This window comes from Hydrogenovibrio sp. SC-1 (assembly GCF_002848135.1).
Classification (GTDB): domain Bacteria; phylum Pseudomonadota; class Gammaproteobacteria; order Thiomicrospirales; family Thiomicrospiraceae; genus Hydrogenovibrio.
In genome coordinates this window covers 89,017-110,395 of the sequence record NZ_PKGB01000006.1, presented here as the reverse complement: position 1 = coordinate 110,395, position 21,379 = coordinate 89,017, and the positions used below count along the sequence as shown (strand labels likewise).

Annotated in this window: 20 protein-coding genes; 6 read left to right on the top strand and 14 right to left on the bottom strand. The window is 43.6% G+C overall.

The window, feature by feature from the left end; all coding sequences use genetic code 11:
• Positions 1 to 134: 134 nt before the first annotated feature.
• The 14 genes from CYQ88_RS05050 to mnmG form a co-directional block, all read right to left on the bottom strand.
• On the bottom strand, positions 135 to 569 hold the full coding sequence (locus CYQ88_RS05050) for a F0F1 ATP synthase subunit epsilon (RefSeq protein ID WP_101840262.1): 435 nt from the start codon (positions 567 to 569) through the stop codon (positions 135 to 137).
• A gap of 6 nt (positions 570 to 575) precedes the next feature.
• Positions 576 to 1,958: a F0F1 ATP synthase subunit beta gene (gene atpD, locus CYQ88_RS05045; protein ID WP_199170163.1), complete on the bottom strand. Its 1,383-nt coding sequence runs from the start codon at positions 1,956 to 1,958 to the stop codon at positions 576 to 578.
• A gap of 29 nt (positions 1,959 to 1,987) precedes the next feature.
• Complete coding sequence (atpG, locus tag CYQ88_RS05040; RefSeq protein ID WP_101840260.1) at positions 1,988 to 2,851, bottom strand: F0F1 ATP synthase subunit gamma; 864 nt, start codon at positions 2,849 to 2,851, stop codon at positions 1,988 to 1,990.
• A gap of 13 nt (positions 2,852 to 2,864) precedes the next feature.
• Positions 2,865 to 4,406, bottom strand: coding sequence for a F0F1 ATP synthase subunit alpha (atpA, locus tag CYQ88_RS05035; protein ID WP_101840259.1), 1,542 nt, complete (start codon positions 4,404 to 4,406; stop codon positions 2,865 to 2,867).
• Positions 4,407 to 4,421: 15 nt separating this feature from the next.
• The gene (locus tag CYQ88_RS05030; protein ID WP_101840258.1) at positions 4,422 to 4,958 is read right to left on the bottom strand and encodes a F0F1 ATP synthase subunit delta; all 537 of its coding nucleotides are present in this window, start codon (positions 4,956 to 4,958) and stop codon (positions 4,422 to 4,424) included.
• Positions 4,959 to 4,971: 13 nt separating this feature from the next.
• Positions 4,972 to 5,442, bottom strand: a complete 471-nt coding sequence (locus tag CYQ88_RS05025; RefSeq protein ID WP_101840257.1) for a F0F1 ATP synthase subunit B — start codon at positions 5,440 to 5,442, stop codon at positions 4,972 to 4,974.
• A 57-nt stretch (positions 5,443 to 5,499) separates the two neighbouring features.
• Positions 5,500 to 5,790, bottom strand: a complete 291-nt coding sequence (gene atpE / locus CYQ88_RS05020) for a F0F1 ATP synthase subunit C (RefSeq protein ID WP_019557536.1) — start codon at positions 5,788 to 5,790, stop codon at positions 5,500 to 5,502.
• 142 nt (positions 5,791 to 5,932) lie between these two features.
• Positions 5,933 to 6,745: a F0F1 ATP synthase subunit A gene (gene atpB, locus CYQ88_RS05015; protein ID WP_101840256.1), complete on the bottom strand. Its 813-nt coding sequence runs from the start codon at positions 6,743 to 6,745 to the stop codon at positions 5,933 to 5,935.
• Positions 6,746 to 6,756: 11 nt separating this feature from the next.
• On the bottom strand, positions 6,757 to 7,131 hold the full coding sequence (locus CYQ88_RS05010; RefSeq protein ID WP_101840255.1) for an ATP synthase subunit I: 375 nt from the start codon (positions 7,129 to 7,131) through the stop codon (positions 6,757 to 6,759).
• Complete coding sequence (locus tag CYQ88_RS05005; protein WP_101840254.1) at positions 7,124 to 7,420, bottom strand: AtpZ/AtpI family protein; 297 nt, start codon at positions 7,418 to 7,420, stop codon at positions 7,124 to 7,126. The genes CYQ88_RS05010 and CYQ88_RS05005 overlap by 8 nt, the downstream gene beginning before the upstream one ends.
• A gap of 173 nt (positions 7,421 to 7,593) precedes the next feature.
• Positions 7,594 to 8,460, bottom strand: coding sequence for a ParB/RepB/Spo0J family partition protein (locus CYQ88_RS05000; RefSeq protein ID WP_101840253.1), 867 nt, complete (start codon positions 8,458 to 8,460; stop codon positions 7,594 to 7,596).
• A 12-nt stretch (positions 8,461 to 8,472) separates the two neighbouring features.
• The gene (locus CYQ88_RS04995; RefSeq protein ID WP_101840252.1) at positions 8,473 to 9,240 is read right to left on the bottom strand and encodes a ParA family protein; all 768 of its coding nucleotides are present in this window, start codon (positions 9,238 to 9,240) and stop codon (positions 8,473 to 8,475) included.
• Complete coding sequence (gene rsmG / locus CYQ88_RS04990) at positions 9,241 to 9,909, bottom strand: 16S rRNA (guanine(527)-N(7))-methyltransferase RsmG (protein ID WP_101840251.1); 669 nt, start codon at positions 9,907 to 9,909, stop codon at positions 9,241 to 9,243. It abuts the gene before it with no gap.
• Position 9,910: 1 nt separating this feature from the next.
• Complete coding sequence (gene mnmG, locus CYQ88_RS04985; protein ID WP_101840250.1) at positions 9,911 to 11,821, bottom strand: tRNA uridine-5-carboxymethylaminomethyl(34) synthesis enzyme MnmG; 1,911 nt, start codon at positions 11,819 to 11,821, stop codon at positions 9,911 to 9,913.
• Positions 11,822 to 12,265: 444 nt separating this feature from the next.
• Here mnmG and CYQ88_RS04980 point away from each other — a divergent pair, with 444 nt between their 5' ends.
• The 6 genes from CYQ88_RS04980 to CYQ88_RS04955 all read left to right on the top strand — a co-directional run bounded on the left by CYQ88_RS04980 (position 12,266) and on the right by CYQ88_RS04955 (position 21,373).
• On the top strand, positions 12,266 to 14,752 hold the full coding sequence (locus tag CYQ88_RS04980; RefSeq protein ID WP_101840249.1) for an EAL domain-containing protein: 2,487 nt from the start codon (positions 12,266 to 12,268) through the stop codon (positions 14,750 to 14,752).
• A 151-nt stretch (positions 14,753 to 14,903) separates the two neighbouring features.
• Positions 14,904 to 15,395, top strand: a complete 492-nt coding sequence (locus CYQ88_RS04975; RefSeq protein ID WP_101840248.1) for a Crp/Fnr family transcriptional regulator — start codon at positions 14,904 to 14,906, stop codon at positions 15,393 to 15,395.
• Positions 15,396 to 15,555: 160 nt separating this feature from the next.
• A complete protein-coding gene (gene cysG, locus CYQ88_RS04970) occupies positions 15,556 to 16,959 on the top strand; it encodes a siroheme synthase CysG (RefSeq protein ID WP_101840247.1) in 1,404 nt (467 codons plus the stop codon).
• A 150-nt stretch (positions 16,960 to 17,109) separates the two neighbouring features.
• Entirely contained in the window at positions 17,110 to 18,870 is a 1,761-nt protein-coding gene (locus CYQ88_RS04965; RefSeq protein WP_101840246.1) for an assimilatory sulfite reductase (NADPH) flavoprotein subunit, read from the top strand.
• 24 nt (positions 18,871 to 18,894) lie between these two features.
• On the top strand, positions 18,895 to 19,623 hold the full coding sequence (locus CYQ88_RS04960) for a phosphoadenylyl-sulfate reductase (RefSeq protein ID WP_101840245.1): 729 nt from the start codon (positions 18,895 to 18,897) through the stop codon (positions 19,621 to 19,623).
• A 10-nt stretch (positions 19,624 to 19,633) separates the two neighbouring features.
• Entirely contained in the window at positions 19,634 to 21,373 is a 1,740-nt protein-coding gene (locus tag CYQ88_RS04955; RefSeq protein WP_101840244.1) for an NADPH-dependent assimilatory sulfite reductase hemoprotein subunit, read from the top strand.
• Positions 21,374 to 21,379 lie beyond the last annotated feature (6 nt).

Genomic DNA, 21,379 nt, shown 5'->3' with positions numbered 1-21,379 from the left:
TAAAGGATGGATTACCTTGAATCTCTAAGGGGTTAAACCGAGACAATCGTCGAGTATGAATTCTACCAAAGCAGACAAATTAACGGACAAAAAAAAAGCACCCGAAGGTGCTTTTTCTTAAACGAAAAATTGACTTAAGACAATCCTGTCTTTTGTAAACGATCCCGTAATTTGGTAATTGTCTGAATCTGCGCAACAGCTTCCGCAAGTTCGACTTGGGCACGCGCAATATCGGTATCCGATTTTGCTTGCTCCATCGCTTCTTCTGCACGCTGTTTGGCTTCTTCTGCAGCTGCATGATCCAAATCTTCTGCACGGATAGCCGTGTCAGCAAGAATGGTCACAATTTCAGGCTGAATTTCAAGGATACCACTGTTGATAAAGAATAAATCTTCTTCATCTCCACTGACAACACGAACTTGACCTGGTTTTAACTGGGACAACAACTGGGTATGTTTTGGCAGGATGCCGACTTCACCATCGGCAGCCTGTGCAAAGACCATATCCGCTTTACCAGAGAACATTGAACCCTCTGCACTTACAATATCGACTTGCATTGAGACTGCCATAATCAATTAATCCTTATATTTTTTAGCTTTTTCGAGAACTTCGTCAATGTCACCAGCATACATAAATGCTTGCTCAGCAACATCATCCATTTCGCCATTAAGGATCATTTTGAAACCACGAATGGTTTCTTTCAATGAAACATAACGTCCATCTTCACCAGTGAAGACTTTTGCTACGAAATAAGGCTGTGAGAAGAAGCGCTGCATTTTACGTGCACGAGCAACCAAAGAACGGTCTTCTTCGGAAAGTTCATCCATCCCTAAGATAGCGATAATGTCTTTCAATTCCTTATAACGCTGTAGTGTTTCTTGAACACCACGTGCTGTTTCATAATGTTCCTTACCAACAACCAATGGGTCCAACTGACGTGAAGTTGAATCTAAAGGATCGATTGCAGGATAAATCCCGGTTTCAGCAATTGAACGGTTCAGTACAACCGTTGCATCCAAGTGAGCAAACGTTGTAGCAGGTGCTGGATCCGTCAAATCATCCGCAGGAACATATACTGCCTGGATAGACGTGATAGAACCTGTTTTAGTAGACGTGATACGCTCCTGAATTTGACCCATTTCCTGAGCCAAAGTAGGCTGATAACCAACCGCTGATGGCATACGACCTAACAATGCGGATACCTCAGTACCAGCCAATGTATAACGGTAGATGTTATCAACGAAGAATAGGATATCACGACCTTCATCACGGAAATACTCAGCCATGGTTAGACCCGTCAAAGCAACACGTAAACGGTTACCTGGTGGCTCATTCATCTGACCATAAACCAACGCAACTTTATCAAGTACGCCAGATTCTTCCATTTCATAATAGAAGTCATTCCCTTCACGAGTACGCTCACCTACACCAGCAAATACTGAGAAGCCTGAATGCTCAATCGCGATATTACGAATCAATTCCATCATGTTAACGGTTTTACCAACACCGGCACCACCGAATAGACCAACTTTACCACCTTTTGCAAAAGGACAGATTAAGTCGATAACTTTAACACCCGTTTCCAAAAGCTCTTGAGAAGCCGCTAGCTCATCAAATGCTGGTGCTGGACGGTGAATCGTCATAGTTTCTTCATTGCCTACTGGACCAGCATTGTCGATTGCGTTCCCAAGAACATCAAAAATTCGACCTAGTGTTGCTTTACCCACAGGAACAGAAATTGCCTTACCTGTGTTAGAAACAGCCATGCCACGTTTTAGACCATCAGATGAACCCATTGCGATTGCTCGCACTTGGTTATCACCGATCTGTTGTTGAACTTCAAGTGTTAGTCCTAGTTCATCAACTTTTAACGCGTCATAGATCTTTGGTAAATCAGCACGATTAAACTCGACATCGATTACCGCGCCGATTACTTGTACTATTTTTCCACTCATAATCTTTAACCTTTTATTGAAATACTTCAAACTTAAACAGCTGATGAACCAGCCACAATTTCCGATAACTCGGCAGTGATTGCTGCTTGACGTGCCTTGTTGTAAGACAACTTAAGCTCATTAATCATTTCACCTGCGTTATCAGTCGCATTCTTCATTGCAATCATTCGAGCACCTTGTTCACAGGCTGCATTTTCAACAACTGAGCCGTAAACGGTACTTTCAACATAACGACGCATTAATAAATTAAGTGCAGTCTTCGCATCAGGTTCATATAAGTAATCCCAGTGCGATTCATCGTCAGTTGTTTCTGATTCCAAAGGAACTAGCTGCTTAATGGACGGTGTTTGAGTCATTGTATTTACAAATTCATTGTAAGCTAAATGTACTTCATCCACTTCACCTGACTCATAACGGTCTAAAACCACCTTAATGGTTCCGACCAAATCATCAATATGAGGTGCATCACCGAGATCAGACACAGTTGCTACAACATTACCGCCATAGCTTCTAAAGAAAGCTTGTGCCTTATTTCCAACCAATGCCAGTTCAACTTGAACTTTTTGTTCTTGCCACTGCTTAAACAGAGGCAATGCTTTTCGGAATAAGTTTGAATTTAAACCACCACATAAACCGCGATCAGAAGAGACGACAATCAATGCAACACGCTTGACACTTTCACGCGCCTGAGTATAAGGATGCTTATATTCAGGATGCGCACTTGAAACGTGATTGATGACTCTCTTCACTTTTTCAACATATGGGCGAGTAGCATACATACGAGCCTGCGCTTTACGCATTTTCGATGCAGCCACCATCTCCATGGCTTTGGTGATTTTCTTGGTATTCGTTACGGACGTAATTTTAGCCCGTATTTCTTTACTCCCGCCTGCCATGGCTTACCCCTTCTTAATAAACGCCGTTTGCTTTAAATGCATCAATCATTGCTTTAACTTCTGCAACGATTTCATCGTTCCAGTCGCCTTTAGCATTAATTTTTGCTGCCAAATCGGCATTTTCAGAATTAAGATAAGCATGTAAAGCGCTTTCAAAATCAAGAACTTTTTCTACTTCAACATCATCAAGATAGCCTTCATTTGCAGCATACAAAGAAACTGCCATTTCAGCTGTGGTTAAAGGAGAATATTGGCTTTGCTTCATTAGTTCAGTAACACGCTTACCACGTTCTAGCTGAGCTTTGGTTGCTGGATCAAGATCCGAAGCAAACTGAGCAAATGCCGCTAATTCGCGATATTGAGCCAAATCTAGACGGATACCACCACCTAGTTTTTTAATGGCTTTTGTTTGTGCAGCACCACCAACACGAGAAACCGAAAGACCCGCGTTTACAGCAGGACGAATCCCTTGGGTAAACAAACTAGTTTCAAGGAAGATCTGACCATCTGTAATCGAGATTACGTTAGTCGGTACGAATGCAGAAACGTCACCAGCTTGCGTTTCGATAATTGGTAGTGCAGTTAAAGAACCTGTCTTACCTTTCACTTCACCATTAGTAAATTCTTCAACATACTTCGCATTTACACGAGCAGCACGCTCAAGTAAACGGGAATGTAGATAGAATACATCACCAGGGAAAGCTTCACGTCCAGGAGGACGACGTAGTAGCAATGAGATTTGACGATAAGCTTGAGCCTGCTTAGTTAGATCATCATAGATAATCAAAGCATCTTCACCACGGTCACGATAGTATTCACCCATCGCACAACCCGCATATGCAGCCATGTATTGTAGCGCTGCAGGATCTGAAGCATTAGCCGCAACAATAACAGTGTTTTCCATTGCGCCATACTCTTCTAGCTTACGAGCAACGTTATTGACTGTAGAAGCTTTCTGACCCATCGCAACATAGATACACTTAACACCAGTTCCCTTTTGAGAAATGATAGCGTCAATCGCGATTGCGGTTTTACCTGTTTGACGGTCACCGATAATCAACTCACGCTGACCACGACCAACTGGAATCATTGAGTCGATAGACTTGATACCAGTCATCATAGGTTGATCAACAGATTGACGATCGATTACGCCCGGTGCGATACGCTCAATTGGGGAAGTAACCTTCGCGTCAATAGCGCCTTTACCATCGATAGGACGACCTAAACCATCCACAACACGGCCGTTCATTTCTGGACCGACTGGGACTTCTAAAATTTTACCGGTACAAGTTACCTTGTCACCTTCAGAGATGTGATCATATTCTCCAAGTACAACAACACCTACCGAGTCACGCTCTAGGTTAAGCGCCATACCGAAGGTTTGCTCGTCAAATTGAACCATCTCACCATACATTACGTCTGATACGCCGTGAATAAGAGCGATACCGTCAGCGATACTGACAACCGTTCCTTCACTGCCAGACTCTGCAGCACCTTCAAATCCTTTAATACGGTCTTTGATTAGGTTACTGATTTCAGAGGCATTCAATTGCATGTGTGTTCCTCTCCATTATTGGGCGATTGCTGCGCCAAGTTTGTTTAATTGTGAAAGTGCTGAGCCATCAATTGCCCAGTCACCAACTCGAATTCTTACGCCTGCGATTAAAGAAGGATCTTCTTCATAAGACACTTCAACCTCAGCATCAAACTTAGCATTTAAAGCAGCACTTAATTTCTTTTTCTGCTCATCCGTAGGCTTTTGAGCCGAAATAACGGTTGCCAATACACGTTTCTCTTCCTTCGCTTTTAGCTGTTGGAAAAGCCCTGCAATTTCAGCAAGTGCATTGAGTCGTTTATTTTCAGCCAAGACGGTTAAGAAATTCTTAGCTTCGTCAGTCAAACCAGACCCCATGATTTCAACCAAAAGATTCGTAACATCATTCGCTGCTACTGATGGTTGAGACATAAAATCTTGCATTGCTTCATCTGAAGCAATTGCAGCCAAACTATTTAGCTGCTCTGACCACTCAGCAAGTGTATTTCCTTCTTTAGCAGCTTCAAAAGCTGCTACAGCATACGGTCTTGCAATGGTTATTAATTCTGCCATAGCTTATAGTTCCTTAGATTGATTTAACTAAGGTGTCAAGCATGTCGTTATGTACAGCTGCATCAACTTCTTTGTTAAGAATTTTTTCTGCACCTGAAACGACCAACGAAGAAATCTCTTTACGAAGTTCTTCTCTGGCACGACTTACTTCTTGTTCTAGTTCTGCTTGGGCGGAAGCTTTAATGCGGTCAGCTTCTTCTACGGCTTTTACTTTCGCATCTTCTACGATTTCAGACCCGCGCTTTTCAGCTTGACTCAATACATTTTGAGCTTGTAGTTTTGCGTCTTTTAGTACATCTTTAGCACGTTTTTCAGCTAACTCAAGTTCATGCTTTCCTTTCTCAGCGGCAGAAAGTCCGTCATTAATTTTCTTTTGACGATCTTCCATTAACTTAGAAAGTGGCCCCCACAGCACTTTATTCACAAACCAAATCAACAGCAAGAAAGCTATTATTTGGATGAGAAGCGTTGCGTTAATACTCACAGTGGTTACCTCGCCATTCGTTATTTAAAAAAATATAATTGATGCGTTGCAGCTAGATTATGCACCTAGCGCAGCAGTCATCGCTCCAACGAATGGGTTTGCAAACAAGAACCACATAGCGAAAGCTAGGATAATGAATGGGAAAGATTCCATAAGACCAGCGAAAATGAACATGTTAGTCATTAAAGCAGGACGCATTTCTGGTTGACGAGCAATCCCTTCTAAAGTTTTAGAACAAATTAGACCCCAGCCAATAGCTGAACCTAGACCTGCAGCAGCCAAAATTACACCTACACCAATAGCAGTTGCGGCATAGATATCAGCAATCATAGTAGCAGTTACTTCCATCGATTTTCTCCAAAGTTTAAAGTTAAAGTTAAAAAAAGCTTTTTACCCCTGTCGTCCCAATTAACGAAACTCGGTGATAGGTGCGCTTAAACCTTTTGAAAGAGTTTTTTAAAAACCCTTTCTATTCCTTTTTATTTGCCTCTTAGTGCTCTTCGTGAGCCATGCCAAGGTAAACAATAGTAAGCACCATAAAGATAAAGGCTTGCAAGGTAATAACCAATAAATGGAAGATTAACCAAGCCAAATCCAATATAGCTTGTAGTGGCGCCCAGAATAAGGCAGCGGCACCCACTGCCAAAGTTCCACCAATCAAAGCGATCAGCAGGAATACAAGTTCACCAGCGAACATATTACCGAATAGTCGCAAAGCTAAAGAGAGAGGCTTTGAAACTTCCTCGATAAATGTCATAACGACATTCACTGGTACAAAAAATTTACCAAAAGGATGGAATAGGAACATTTTAATAAAGCCCAAAAGACCTTTACATTTAATGTTGTAGTATAGAATTAAACCAAATACGACTGCAGCCATTGCCAATGTCGTGTTCAAATCCGTGGTCGGGACCACTTTTAGATAGGCATGAGAATCACCCGTAACTAACTGGAAAAGATATGGCAGTAGATCAACTGGAATCAAATCCATAAAGTTCATCAACCAAACCCAAACAAAAATGGTTAATGCTAAAGGTGCAATCAATGGATTGTGGCCAGGGAACGCATCGCGTACATTTGTCGAAACAAAGTCCAGTATACTTTCAACAAAATTCTGAAATCCACCCGGGGTTCCAGATTCCAATTGTTTCCCTAAACGCGCAGCAACCAATACGATCAATGCACCCAACAAAAAGCTCACCACGATGGTATCGAGGTTGAACGTCCAAAAGCCTTCGCCAATGTGGTTGTTTGTCAAGTGATGTTGAATATACTCGACAGTTCCCATTTTTTCAGCACTCAAGGGTCTTCTCCTTAGTCAGTCAAACGCTGCTTACCTTTCAAGTTAAACACCTGAGCCAACTGCATTGCCACAAAGGTCAATACCACTGGCATCGGCGCAAACTCAAATGCTTGCAGCCCCAAAACAAATAACACAGCAAGTAGACTAAATCTAATTACTGCACTCAAATATAAAACCTGTATACCCTGCTTAGGGTCATGCTCTGCTTTTCTATCCGCTCGTGCAAAGCTGTTAACCAGGATCAGCAAATTTGCTATCCCAATCAAAAATCCGTAGATTGCTTCCAACCATTGGCCTTGCGTTGCAAATATGGCAACCGCAATCACACCAATAATGCCTTGTATTCTAAAGGCTTGTTTTAAATGACCACCTTGCAACTTATTCATCTCTTGCTGGCTTAGGTTCTGTTTTTTGCGCTTTCCCTGTATCGAGAAGTGACATTTTCTCCAGCAGCTTATGAACTTTCATCATACCGCCTACAAAACCCAATACACCACAGCTCAACAAAAACAAAGGGGTTGTTTCAAGCAATAAATCAATAACATAGCCAACCAAGAATCCAGCAATAATCATACTGGTAAATATGGATCCTGCACTTAATAATAAAAAATTCAGTGCTGGCTTATGTTTTCTCGGAGCTGTCTCAGCGGATACAGGGGTTGACTCTTCTTTCACGCTGACATCTCCAAATATTTGCAACCAAACCAAAGGTTAGGCCGAAGTAAAACAGTCGAGAATCATAGCGGTTTATTGCCTGAAAATCTAGTGGAAAAGTAATAATTTTTCATCCACCACTAGATATTGTTAAAACACTAAACACTTACACTAAATGTAGATTTTTTAATTCGCTACTTTAATAACCCGATTAACCGCTCTAATTCCGCTTCTGACTTAAAGGGAATCTCGATCTTACCACGTCCCTTTGCACCTTGCGATATTTTAACGTTCGTCGCCATTTTTTCAGCCAACTGCTGTTGCTGTTCTTGTAATTTTACGGGTAAAGTATGACGGTTTTGTTGCGATTTGAGTGTTTTAGGTACCAATAGGTTTTGCACGGCCTGTTCCATCTCTCTGACAGACCACGACTTGGATATTGCTTTTTCTGCTAATGAAAGCTGCATATCTTCAGGCAAGGTAATAATCGCCCGTGCATGCCCCATGGTTAGATCGCTCTGGTGCAACCAATCTTGTATCTGCTTAGGCAGGGTCAGCAATCTTAACAGGTTGGTTACCCCTGTCCTCGACCGTCCAACGGCATCCGCTACGGCTTGCTGAGTGAGTTCAAACTCTTTCATTAAGCGCTTTAGCCCCATTGCAGTTTCAATGGGGTTTAAGTCTTCACGCTGAATATTTTCAATTAACGCCATTGCCAAGGTCGCCTGGTTATCCGCTTTGCGAATCACGACTGGCACTGACTCCAACCCTGCGAGTTTTGCAGCACGCCAGCGACGCTCCCCGGCAATAATTTCAAACTGCTGATTAGCGACCGCTTTTACAACAATGGGCTGAACAATTCCTTGAATCCGAATTGAGTCGGCTAATTCTTGCAACGCCACTTCTTCAAACTGCTGCCGAGGTTGATATACACCAGGAATTAAAGAATCAATGGCAACCTTATCGATTCGCAAATCAGCCACATTACTGTCAACCTTTTGCTTGCCTCCAATTAAGGCGTTTACCCCTCTGATACCCATGCCTGATCGTTTTTTTGCCATGTCCGTTTCCAGTTACAGTTTTGTTCGTCTAATCAATTCATTTGCCAATGCCAAATACGCAATCGCACCATTTGAAGCCAAATCATAATCCAAGATGGACTCACCATAACTTGGTGCTTCTGCCAAGCGTACATTTCGCGGAATAATGGTCTGTAAAACTTTCATACCAAAGTGCGCGACCAACTCATTTGACACATCATTTGCCAAGTTATTCCGACGGTCATACATCGTTCTTAATAAACCATCGATATGTAAATTAGGATTTAAGTCCGACTGAACCGCTTCAATCGTATCCATCAAGGCCGACAAGCCCTCCAAAGCAAAATACTCGCATTGCACAGGCACCAAAATACCTTCTGCAACGGTTAATGCATTCAAGGTCAACATATTCAAAGTCGGTGGACAATCCAATAGAATCACATCGTATTGTTCTCGAACTTTTTTTAAGGCTTTACGCAGTTTTTTGGGGCCTTTTGACTCATCGATCAAGTCTACTTCCGCCGCAGTCAAATCACCGTTCGCCGCAATCAAGTCCAAATTTTCAACAGCGGTTTCCAGGATTGCATCCCGCGCCTTGACTTCACCGACCAATACATCATAGGCGGAAACCGGCAAATCCTCTTTATCCACACCAATGGCAACCGTTGCGTTACCCTGTGGATCCAAGTCCATCATCAACACACGCTTGCCCATTCTGGCGAAAGCTGCTGACAAGTTAACGGTAGTAGTGGTTTTACCGACACCGCCCTTTTGATTCGCCACCGCAATGATTCGAGCCATTTAACTTTCCTGATGATTTTCGATTTGTATCAAGGTTCTTTGTGCTGACAATCCAGGCACATCCAGATTAAAAACTTGCAACATTTTAGCAAACTCTGGCAGATGTGCGACCTCATCTTGCGTTTTTTGCGCCTTCATTGCCCACCAACTTCCATTCGACGTCAACAAATGTCGTGTCCAGTTCAACATATCATCAAGTGAAGCGAAAGCGCGAGAGATCACCCCTTCATAAAGAGTTTCAGGCGCATAATGCTCTACTCGTTGCTGTATCACTTGAACGTTAGACAAGCCTAATTCGGCTTTCGCTTGAATGAGAAAACGGGTTTTCTTACTATTGCTATCGAGCAAATCAATCTGCCGCTCTGGAAAGACAATGGCAAGTGGAATCCCTGGCAACCCTGCACCCGTTCCGACATCGATTAATCGTTTGCTCGAGACATAAGGCGCCACACATAAACTATCAAGCAAATGCTTTACAAACATTTCCTTTTCATCACGAATAGCGGTCAAGTTATAAACTCGGTTCCACTTTTGCATTAACGCCAAATACTCAAGCAATTTTAACCAGGCCTGGTTGTTTTTAGGTAAATTAAGCGCTTCAAACACCTGTGCTAGGATATCCAAATAATCTGATTGAGTCAGCGTCACATTAGAGTTAAGACGATTCATATTAGTTTGTCTTCTCTGTCACTTTATTGGATTGGCGCCATTTCTTAATATAAATCAACAGTAATGAAATCGCTGCTGGCGTCACCCCTGAAATTCGTGAGGCCATGCCTAAGGTTGCAGGGCGATGATCTCTTAGCTTTTGCTTTACTTCATTAGACAAACCTGAAATCTGGTCCAAATCCAATCCTTCTGGAATCAACACTTTTTCAGCCCGTTTTAACTTATCAATTTCTTCTTGCTGACGCAGAATATACCCCATATATTTTGCTTCAATCTCAATTTGTTCAACCACCTTGGCATCCGAGACTGACGCTCCGAACATCGATAGCGTTGCCAACGCATCATATCGTACATTCGGTCGTTTTAATAAATCGAATAGCGTCTGCTCTTTACTGAGCGGCAGATCCATCAAGGCCTCCGCTTTTTTAGCATCCGCATGCTGCGGGTAAATCCAGGTTTGTTTCAACCGACTGGTTTCGGCCTGCAAGGTTTCCATTTTTGATTCAAATGCCAGCCAACGTGCATCATCCACCACACCCAATTCTCGCCCAATCGGCGTCAACCGTTGGTCAGCATTATCTTCCCGCAACATGAGTCGATACTCTGCTCGCGAAGTAAACATTCGATAGGGTTCAGAGGTTCCCAGCGTAATCAAGTCATCGACCATCACCCCAATATACGCTTCATCTCGACGAGGATACCATTGCGGCAGCTCCTGCGCACGACGACCGGCATTCAATCCCGCTAACAGCCCCTGTGCTGCCGCTTCTTCATAGCCAGTTGTACCATTAATTTGCCCGGCAAAATACAAGCCATGAATGGCTTGAGATTCTAAGGTTGGATTCAATCCTCTCGGATCAAGATAGTCATATTCGATGGCATAGCCAGGGCGCATAATACGAGCATTTTCCATCCCCTTCATCGACTGCACGATCTGCACCTGAGTTTCAAACGGCAAGCTGGTCGAAATACCATTAGGGTAAAGTTCATTAGACGTTAAGCCTTCTGGCTCAATAAATACCTGATGCTGGTTGCGCTCACTAAAACGCATCACCTTATCTTCAATTGACGGGCAATAACGCGGTCCGACACTGTTTATTTCACCCGCATCCGAATACATAGGCGACTGATCTAAAGCTCCGCGAATAAAATCATGGGTCTGCTCATTGGTATAGGTAATGTAACAAGGCATTTGCTGAGGGTGCATCGCTACCTTACCCATAAAAGAGAAAACGGGCAAAGGCGTATCGCCTGGCTGACATTGCATGGCATCAAAATTCACCGACCGCGCATCAATTCTCGGCGGCGTTCCCGTTTTCAAACGACCAACAGGCAATGCCAATTCTCGCAACTTTTCTGCCAAGCGGTTTGCTGGCGCATCCCCTGCTCGCCCGCCTTCATAGTTTTGCAACCCGATATGAATGCGACCAGCCAAAAAAGTACCCGTTGTCAACACCACTTGTGCCGCATAAAAACTTAACCCCATGCGTGTCTTCACACCAATAACATGTTCACCTTCAACCAGCAAATCTTCAACGGGTTGCTGAAACAAGGTTAAAAACGGCTGATTTTCTAATCGAGTCCGAATCGCCTGACGGTACAAAACTCGATCTGCTTGGGCGCGTGTTGCGCGCACAGCAGGACCCTTTGATGCATTCAAAGTACGAAATTGTATTCCGGCCTCATCAATCGCCAATGCCATAGCACCGCCCAGTGCATCCACTTCTTTAACCAGATGCCCTTTACCAATACCACCAATCGCTGGATTACAGGACATTTGACCCAAGGTATCGATATTATCGGTCAATAACAGCGTCCGAACCCCCATTCTAGCTGAAGCCAAAGCCGCTTCGGTGCCTGCGTGTCCACCACCGACAACAATGACATCAAAATGGGTAAATCGTGTTTCCATAAACCTTCCTAAAAAGCGTCAAAAACGCAACAAATTCAATTATGCGAAGCTCATAACTAACCATTTTGGTCATAATCGCTTCACAAAAGCGCATTATATCATGGTCACCTTGATAAGCGTCTCGAATAACCCAACGCATCCTCCACATTTCTTTCACAATTCAACACCCCAAGCCACATTAAGATAATGATGAGTTTTTTAACTCGCTATTTAAATGATGTTGTTTTAACTCGCTTGTAAAAGTTATTTTAAAAATGCTTTGTCGATCCGGTTTTGGATTTCAAGCGAGTTTTTTTACCCTTCTAAAACCCTTCAAACCCTCCACCCCCTACAAAACCAAACCAATATCCTAATAAAATATCTCTATCATCAATTCCCTGTGAAATATACCTTTCTAAAAAAACCTGCGCTATACTGACCAACAATTTATTGTTGAGAACTGTAATGTCACATCGCCCGCTTGAACAAGCTGAACCGACCTTGCAAAAGCAAGAAAAACGGTTGATACAACTCCAGGAGTTTGCCAAGGTGGGTCTATGGGAACTGGATATTGCAACCGGCAAGCTGAGTTGGTCCAGTGAAATCTACAAAATGCACGGCAAAGACCCAGCCACCTTCTCCCCAACATTGGACTATCTCCTCAACTCCCTTTCAGTGACCGATCGCGAACGAATGCAGCGCAAACTGAAAACGGCCATTGAAACAGGCCAAAAACAACATTTGTCGCATAAATTGGTTAGAGAAGACGGCACAGAAGTATTTATCGAATTGGTTGGCCACATTGAATATGATGAAAATCAAACCCCAATAAAAGCCGTTGGTATTTCCAGCGACATTACCCATCTGATACAACTGGAACGTCGATATCAAGAATTGGCGCATTTAATGCAAATTGCCCACCAGGAAATCTATATTTTTGACTACCATAACCTACGATATTTATATGCGAATGACTGCGCTTTAAATAACCTAGGCTACACGCTTGAAGAATTGACGCAACTCACCGTACTGGACACCAACCCTTATCTAACCCTTGAGCACGTTGAAAAACTGAAAGCGCTTGAAGGCAGCCAGAAAACGGTGACCAACCTCTCTATTCACCAGCGCAAAAATGGCAGTCGATACCCTGTTAAAGCCATTTTGCAGCACCTACCCTATCAGGGCCAGGATGCGGTGGTGTTATTTGACACAGACATTTCAGAATTAAAAAACATTGAAGCCCAATTAACCCAACAGAAAGAGTTAATGGAAAATGTATTGGAAACCGTTCCGGTTCGCATTTTCTGGAAAGACTTAGCGGGCAAATACTTAGGCGCGAACCAACTATTCCTATCGGATGCACAACTTGAATCTCAGCAGCAATTAATCGGCAAAACCGATTATGATTTACCTTGGCAAGACGACCAAGGCGATTACTACTTCCAAACCGATATGGCCATTATTGAATCCGGTCAATCAACACTCACCCAACAAGAAAGTTATGTTGATGAAGATGGCTCCGAAAAAACTTGGCTAGTTTCGAGAATGCCTTTGAAAAACGGTCAGCAACAAATTGTCGGTATGCTCGGTACCTATGAAGACATTACCGAACGTCGCAATTTAGAAATCCAGCTCAAACACCAAACAGAAATCTTAAAACATCAAGCGCATCACGATGAATTAACCCAGTTACCCAACCGAACTTTGTTTAATAACCGCTTACAATACGCCATCGAAAAAGCTAAACGTGCTCAAACCGCTTTTGCTGTGCATTTTATTGACCTGGATCAGTTCAAAAAGATCAATGATTCTCTCGGGCATGATATCGGTGATGAAGTACTGAAAATCATTGCCAACCGAATTCGCCGTACCATTCGAGCCGAAGACACCTTAGCTAGACTGGGAGGGGATGAGTTCACTATTTTGCAAGAATCTCTTAACAGCCCGCAAGATGCCGTTACCCTTGCACAAAAGATATTGGATGCGACCCATGACCCCATCCAAGTGACAGGTCATACATTTCTTTTGTCCAACAGCATTGGGATGAGCCTCTACCCAAAAGATGCCGACACCCCTGAAGACCTCCTTAAATATGCTGACGCTGCAATGTATCGCGCCAAAGATGAAGGTCGAAATAACTTCCAGTTTTATACAGAAGAACTCAGCAATAAAGCGTTTGAGCAAATGGCCATGCAAAGCAGCCTTCGCCAAGCCCTACATCAACAAGAGTTTTTAGTTTACTATCAACCGCAATATCATGCAGTAACCGAAAAACTAATTGGCATGGAAGCTTTGGTCCGCTGGCAACATCCCACCAAAGGACTATTACCACCCATCGCTTTTATTCCAGTTGCCGAAGAATCCAATCTCATTGTCGAATTAGATCGACAAGTGATGCGCGGGGCACTACACCAGCTCAAACACTGGTTCGATCTCGGTCTTAACCCACCAAAGCTATCTCTGAACTTAACAGTCAAGCACCTCCAGCAAGATGACTTTATCGAAAAACTTGACGAACTCCTGAAGCAATCTAACTGCAAACCGGAATGGATTGAATTCGAAATTACTGAAAGCAACCTAATGGAAAACCTAGAGAAAATGAATTTCAAACTAACACAACTGAAACAGTTTGGCTTTCATATTGCCATTGATGATTTTGGCACAGGTTATTCCTCTCTCGCTTACTTAAAACGACTACCTGTCACGAAATTGAAAATTGATAAATCTTTTATTTTAGATCTGCCTCAGGATGAAGAAGATGCAGTCATTACCAAAACCATGATTGCGATGGCTGAGAGCCTTGGCTTGACAGTGATAGCCGAAGGTGTTGAAACACTTGAACAAAAGTCCTTCCTCATTAATCATCAATGCTACCAACATCAAGGCTACTACTACAGTCGACCTATTTCATCTCTTGACATGACTGAAATCCTCAGTAAACTCGCCGAATAACGACCATGCCTGGTTATTTTTTGCCCTATTTTGACAACAATCAAAAAAAGATTTAAATGAGAAGGGTGCAAAGCCGAGAAAGATACAATACAATAAAAAAAATTTCGAAACGCTTAAATGCACAATAACGAATTCCATTAAGGAGAACTTAATGCAAGACATGACCTCTGAAAAACTCTATGACTTCTTTCAAGAGCACCACATTTGTACGTCACTGACACGTGAAGAAGTCAACAGCCTGACTCACTTTGTCAATCAAAAATCCTATACCAAAGGCGAGACCATTGCCGACAAAGGCGATCCGGGTGATGCCATGTTCTTGATTCTAGATGGCAAGGTCAACTTTGTGTCTTATGATGGCGCAGATGAAATGGTGGTCGGAACCCAAGGTCCTGGCTATTTTATCGGTGAAATTTCTTTCTTTGATGGCAAAGACAGAATGCTCAAAATGGAAGCGGCAACCAAGGAACTAACGCTGTTTGAAATTCAACGCGATATGTATGACCGTTTAAGAATTGAGCACCCTTTCTTAGCGTTGAATTTAGTTGAAAATGTGGTTAGCAATACAGATAAACTGGTTCGCAAAATTTCAACCGACCTATCTCACATGGAACACTATATGCGTGGTTACGGCCGTCATTAAGCCCCATCATGCCTTCTGCATCTCTTTAACACATTAAACAGATGCAGAACCTCATTCCCCTCTCGCATATCACAAAATTTAATATATAAATCTATTTAAATCATTTTATTTGATTTAACTTTTTTTCTATGATAGCGCCAACAATTACGAGGCACTTATCATGGATTACTTACCGATTTTTATAAAACTGCAACAGCAAGTTTGCTGGGTCATTGGTGGCGGCACCATCGCGGCACGTAAAGCTAGCTTACTACTCGAAGCCGGTGCAACCGTCACGGTTATTGCGCCACTCGTTAAAGACGAAATGGCACGATTGATTGAACAAGGCCAGTGTCAATGGATCGAGCAATCTTTTTCCGATGTCGACTTAAACGCACTTACCAAGCCCAAATTGATTATCGCCGCCACCGATGACCGTGACACCAATAAAGCTGTTTATCAATGGGGAGAATCCGCTGGAATTTTAGTTAATGTCGCCGACCAGACCGATTTATGTCGCTTTATTTTACCCGCCATTATTGACCGAGCACCGCTCACGATTGCTCTGTCAACTGGCGGTCGCTCACCTGTGCTAGCACGCATCCTTAAGGCTAGACTGGAAGCACTGATTCCTGCTGGATTTGGTCGAATCACAGAGCTACTCGGTCAATTTCGCGATAAGGTTAAAGCCAGCTTACCCACAGTCGAAAAACGCAAAGACTTCTGGGAAGAAACCTTAACCCCGAGCCTGATTGAACAAAGCTTACAAGGTGATTTGGACGGTGCAGCACAACAGATTCAGCAACAGCTCACTCAAACAGCACAGAACCAGCAAGCGATAACAACTCGCGGAGAAGTCTATTTAATTGGCGCAGGACCAGGCGATCCTGAGCTATTAACCCTCAAAGCACAGCGTTTTTTACAACAAGCAGATGTTGTCGTGTATGACAAGCTGGTCGCCCCAGAAATTGTTAACCTAGCGCGGCGCGAAGCCGAACGCATTTTTGTCGGCAAAAGCCGTGGGAATCATACGCTACCCCAAGAGCAAATTAATCAACGCCTGGTTGAACTCGCCAAGCAAGGCCTAAAAGTTGCCCGTTTAAAGGGGGGCGACCCATATGTATTTGGTCGCGGCGGAGAAGAAATGGCAACCTTGCAACAGCAAGGCATTCGCGCAACTGTTATCCCCGGGATTACTGCTGCCGTTGGCTGTGCCGCTTCATCTGGTATCCCACTCACCCACCGTGACTATGCCAAGTCTGTTTCCTTCATTACAGGCCATAAAAAAGCAGGCGACTTCGAGGAGGTCGATTATGGTCGCCTAGCCGATGCCGGAGACACTATGGTGTTTTACATGGGTCTACACAATGCGCCCAAAATTCGCACTGGGCTTCTGGATAAAGACATGGCAGCCGACACCCCCGTTGCCTTGATTGAAAATGGTACCTGTCCGAATCAAAAAGTATGGATTACGGATTTACAAAACTTTCCAGATACCATTCTTGAAAAAAACGTGCAATCTCCAGCCCTGATCGTGATCGGTGACGTTATCAAGGCCAGAGTCAGCACAGTATCGGCAGCCTGATTATCTTGCCCCAACCCAGTTATGAGTTGGGGGCAAAACAAGGTAATTATCTATTTTATAGATAGTTAAATCACTTTTAATCATTTTTATTAATAGATTTTACTTTTTATAATTCGACCATATTTCAAAGACTTTACAGAAGAGACCCCTATGAACCTGTTTAACACCTCCCAAATTGAAACCCTTGAAGCGCTTCGACAAGACAGTTCACCAGAACAACAATTGTGGTTAAGTGGCTATTTCTATGGCCTATCACAAGCTTCTTCAACCGTAACATCTGCCATCACTGCAACCAATCAATCGGTCAATTTACCGAGCGTAACCATTTTAGTGGCCACCCAAACCGGTAATGCACAACAGGTGGCAGAACAGTTGAAAGCCACCTTAGAAGCCGAATCTATTACTGTCACCCTCAGCAATGTATCAGACATTAAGGTCAAAGCGCTCACTAAAATCAGTCACTTAATTTTGGTCAGCAGTACCTATGGTGAAGGCGAACCCCCAGATACGGCGGCCGCTTTTCACAAATCGCTATTTGCAGCAAAGGCTCCCCAACTAGCAGACTTAAACTATGCGGTGTTTGGTTTAGGCGACAGTAGCTATGACCAATTCTGTCAAACCGCGATAGAGTTTGATAACCGCTTTGCAGAACTCGGTGCCAATCGTCTATTACCGCGTGTTGAAGCCGATGTCGAGTTTCAGCCACTCGTTGATGAATGGGTCATTTCTGTCAGGGATAGCCTTCTAAAAGAAGCTGGCGCGAGCACTACTGCTCAAGCGCCCGTTGCCTCTAAAAATAACCAGGTCTGGTCGGAAAACAACCCCTATTCAGCGGAAGTGCTTGCCATTACCCCGTTAACGGACGAAGCGTCGAATAAAACTGTATTTCATTTAGAGCTAGACCTTGATGGCTCAGGTATTGAATATCAAGCAGGCGATATTGCCGTCATTGGCACCCAAAACGATGCCGAGCTGGTCGCCAGTGTGATTCGACAAGCTGGATTGAGTGCCTCTGAGACGGTCACCTTAAATGGCGAAGAGTTTTCATTAGAACAAGCGCTAACGCACAAACGTCAATTACGCTGCATCACTACTAAGCAACTGGATGCTTATGCCGAAAAAGTCGGTCAGCCGAGCTTAGTCGCCAATACGCCATTAGATAAAACTGCTTTAAACCAAAGCGATGTGCTCGATATTTTCAATCTTGCTTCACCTGCAGGCGTATTGACAGCACAAGATTTAGTCGATTGGTTGCTACCATTACGCTCGCGTCAATACTCAATAGCCTCCAGCCAGGCGTTGGTGGAAGACGAATTGCACCTATGCATTGGCCAAGTGGTCTATGAATTGAATGGACGCACGCGTTACGGCACTTGCTCTAATGCGCTAGCCCATCTGCAAGAAGGTGATCAAGTTTCATTGAGCATCAAGCCCAATCCGAATTTCAAATTGCCTGAAAAAACGGATGCACCCATTATTATGGTGGGGCCAGGCACCGGAATAGCGCCCTTTAGAGCCTTTATGCAAGACAGAGAAGCGAATCAAATTAATGGCAAAAGCTGGTTATTTTTCGGCGAACAACATTTTAGTAGTGACTTCCTGTATCAAGTGGAATGGCAAAAATGGGTCAAAGCTGGCACACTGGAAAAAATCAGTTTAGCCTTTTCTCGTGATCAAGCTGAAAAAGTCTATGTGCAACACCGTCTTTCTCAGGCCGCTACAGAGATCTTTACTTGGCTAGAATCTGGTGCTTATTTTTATGTTTGTGGCGATCAAGCAAAAATGGCCAAAGATGTCCATGCAACACTATTGAAAATCGTTGCTGAACAAGGGCAGATGGATGAAGAAGCCGCCGAAGACTATTTGCAAAACTTGATTCAGCAAAAGCGCTACCAGCGCGATGTGTACTAAAAGTCGCTCGAGAAGGAATTTAAAATGACCAACACTAAAGACTTAGAGGATTTTTCGACCCAGTTATTGAGTCAAAACCTAGAACAGCGTTTACAAAACGTGGTAGCGACCTACGCAGGTCAGCGCATCGTGTTTTCAACCAGCCTAGGCGCAGAAGACCAGTTAATAACAGAAGCCATTGCCCGTTTAAAGCTTCCCATTGACATTTTTACGCTTGAAACGGGGCGTCTATTTGCAGAAACGCTCACCCTGCTAGACGAGACTGAAAAACGTTATGACATTTATATAGAACGTTTTCAACCGGACCCAGAAGCACTCAAGTCCTATGTTGAAAACTACGGACTCAATGCCTTTTATGACAGTATTGAACGTCGTAAACAATGCTGTGGCATTCGCAAGGTTGAGCCTTTAAATCGTGCCTTAGCCGGTGCAAACATTTGGATAACTGGCTTGCGTCAACAGCAATCTGAGTTTCGTCAAAACTTGGACTTATTGCAACAAGACGGTGAGCGCCAATTAATTAAATTTAACCCATTATTGGATTGGACACATGATCAACTATGGCAAGCCCTAGAAGAGCGCCAGATACCGATTAACCCATTACACAATAAAGGCTATCCCAGTATCGGCTGCGAACCTTGCACCCGAGCCATTAAACCTGGTGAAGATGAGCGCGCGGGACGTTGGTGGTGGGAAAATCCTGAACAAAGCCAACAAGAGTGCGGCCTACATGTCGCCCAGAACCATCATTAAGGAAATCAAAATGACACAGAAACCAACCCCTAAAGTTTTAAATGAACTGTCGCCCACTGATAGCGATATTGAAATTTTAAAAGACCAAAGTCATTACCTCAGAGGCACATTGGAAGACAGTCTTGCTGATCAGCTCACCGGTGCAATTTCTGAAAATGACACCCAAATCATTAAATATCATGGCAGCTACCAACAAGACGACCGCGATGTGCGCAATGATCGCCTAGCACGCAAACTGGAACCCGCTTATTCATTCATGATCCGCGTGCGTTTGCCGGGGGGCGTCATGAGCGCTCAGCAATGGCGAAATTGTGACCAAATCAGCCGCTCCTATGGCAATAACACCATGAAGTTATCAACGCGCCAAGCGTTGCAATTTCACGGCATTATTAAAAACGATTTGAAGCCGACCATTCAATCGATGGATAACGCCTTGCAAGACAGCATTGCCACTTGCGGTGACATCAACCGTAATGTGATGTGTACCCAAGACCCAAGCTTGAAAGCAATTCAACGACAGGTCTATCCTTATGCCAAACTCATCAGTGAAGGCTTTTTGCCGCAAACGCGAGCTTACCACGAGATTTGGTTAAACGACGACCAGGATAAAAAGCTGATTGCAGGCGGAGGTCAAATTGATGAGCCTGTTTATGGCAAACACTATTTACCACGTAAATTTAAAATTGCGATTGCGATTCCACCTTACAACGATGCCGATGTCTTTACCAATGACATAGGGTTAATTGCGATCGAAAAAGATGGGGAATTAGCAGGATTCAATATCAGTGTTGGCGGTGGTTTAGCCATGACCTTTGGTCGCAAAGATACTTTCCCTCGTCTTGCCAATTTGGTGGGCTTCTGTGAACCAGATCAGGCAATGGAGGCCATTGAGCAAATCATGTGTATACAGCGTGATTTCGGCAACCGTGAAGAGCGCAAACTGTCGAGATTTAAATACACCATCGAAAAATATGGTGAAGACTGGTTTGCCGAAGAGTTACAAAGCCGGTTAAGCTTTACGTTACAAAACACCAAACCCTTTGAGTTTACCACCTCTGCCGATCGCTACGACTGGCAACAGTGTGATGAAGGCCTATGGCATTGTGTCCTCCATATTGAAGGCGGCCGTATTCAAAATACAGACTCACTGGCACAACAAGATTTATTGCTGGCCATTTCAGAATTGGAGGCTTGTGAATTTAGGCTAACCCCAAACCAAAACCTACAATTGGTGGATATTCAGCCTGATGACAAACCAAAAATTGAAGCGCTTTTTAAACAGTTTAATCAGCCAGTTGCTGCTGATACTTTAAATGGACTGCAACGCAATGCGATTGCTTGTGTGGCATTAAACACCTGTTCCTTAGCAATGGCAGAATCTGAACGCTACTTGCCAAAATTGATTGCAAAATTGCAACCTCTATTGGCAGAACACGATTTAGAAAATCGGGATATTAAAATCCGCATGACAGGCTGTCCAAATGGCTGTGGTCGCTCAGTGATGGGCGAGATTGGGCTGATTGGTAAGTCGCTTGGAAAATATAACCTTTATTTAGGGGGCGATTTCCAAGGCCAACGCCTTTCCAAGCTTTATCAAGAAAACTTAGATGAGGATGGCATTATCGCTGCGCTATCACCACTATTTGCACGCTACAGCAAAGAAGGACTCGACCAAGAACATTTTGGCGACTTTCTCGTGCGCAACGAAATTATTCAACCCGCTCAAGGCGGTTTAGCCTTTCATTCATAGGAGTGG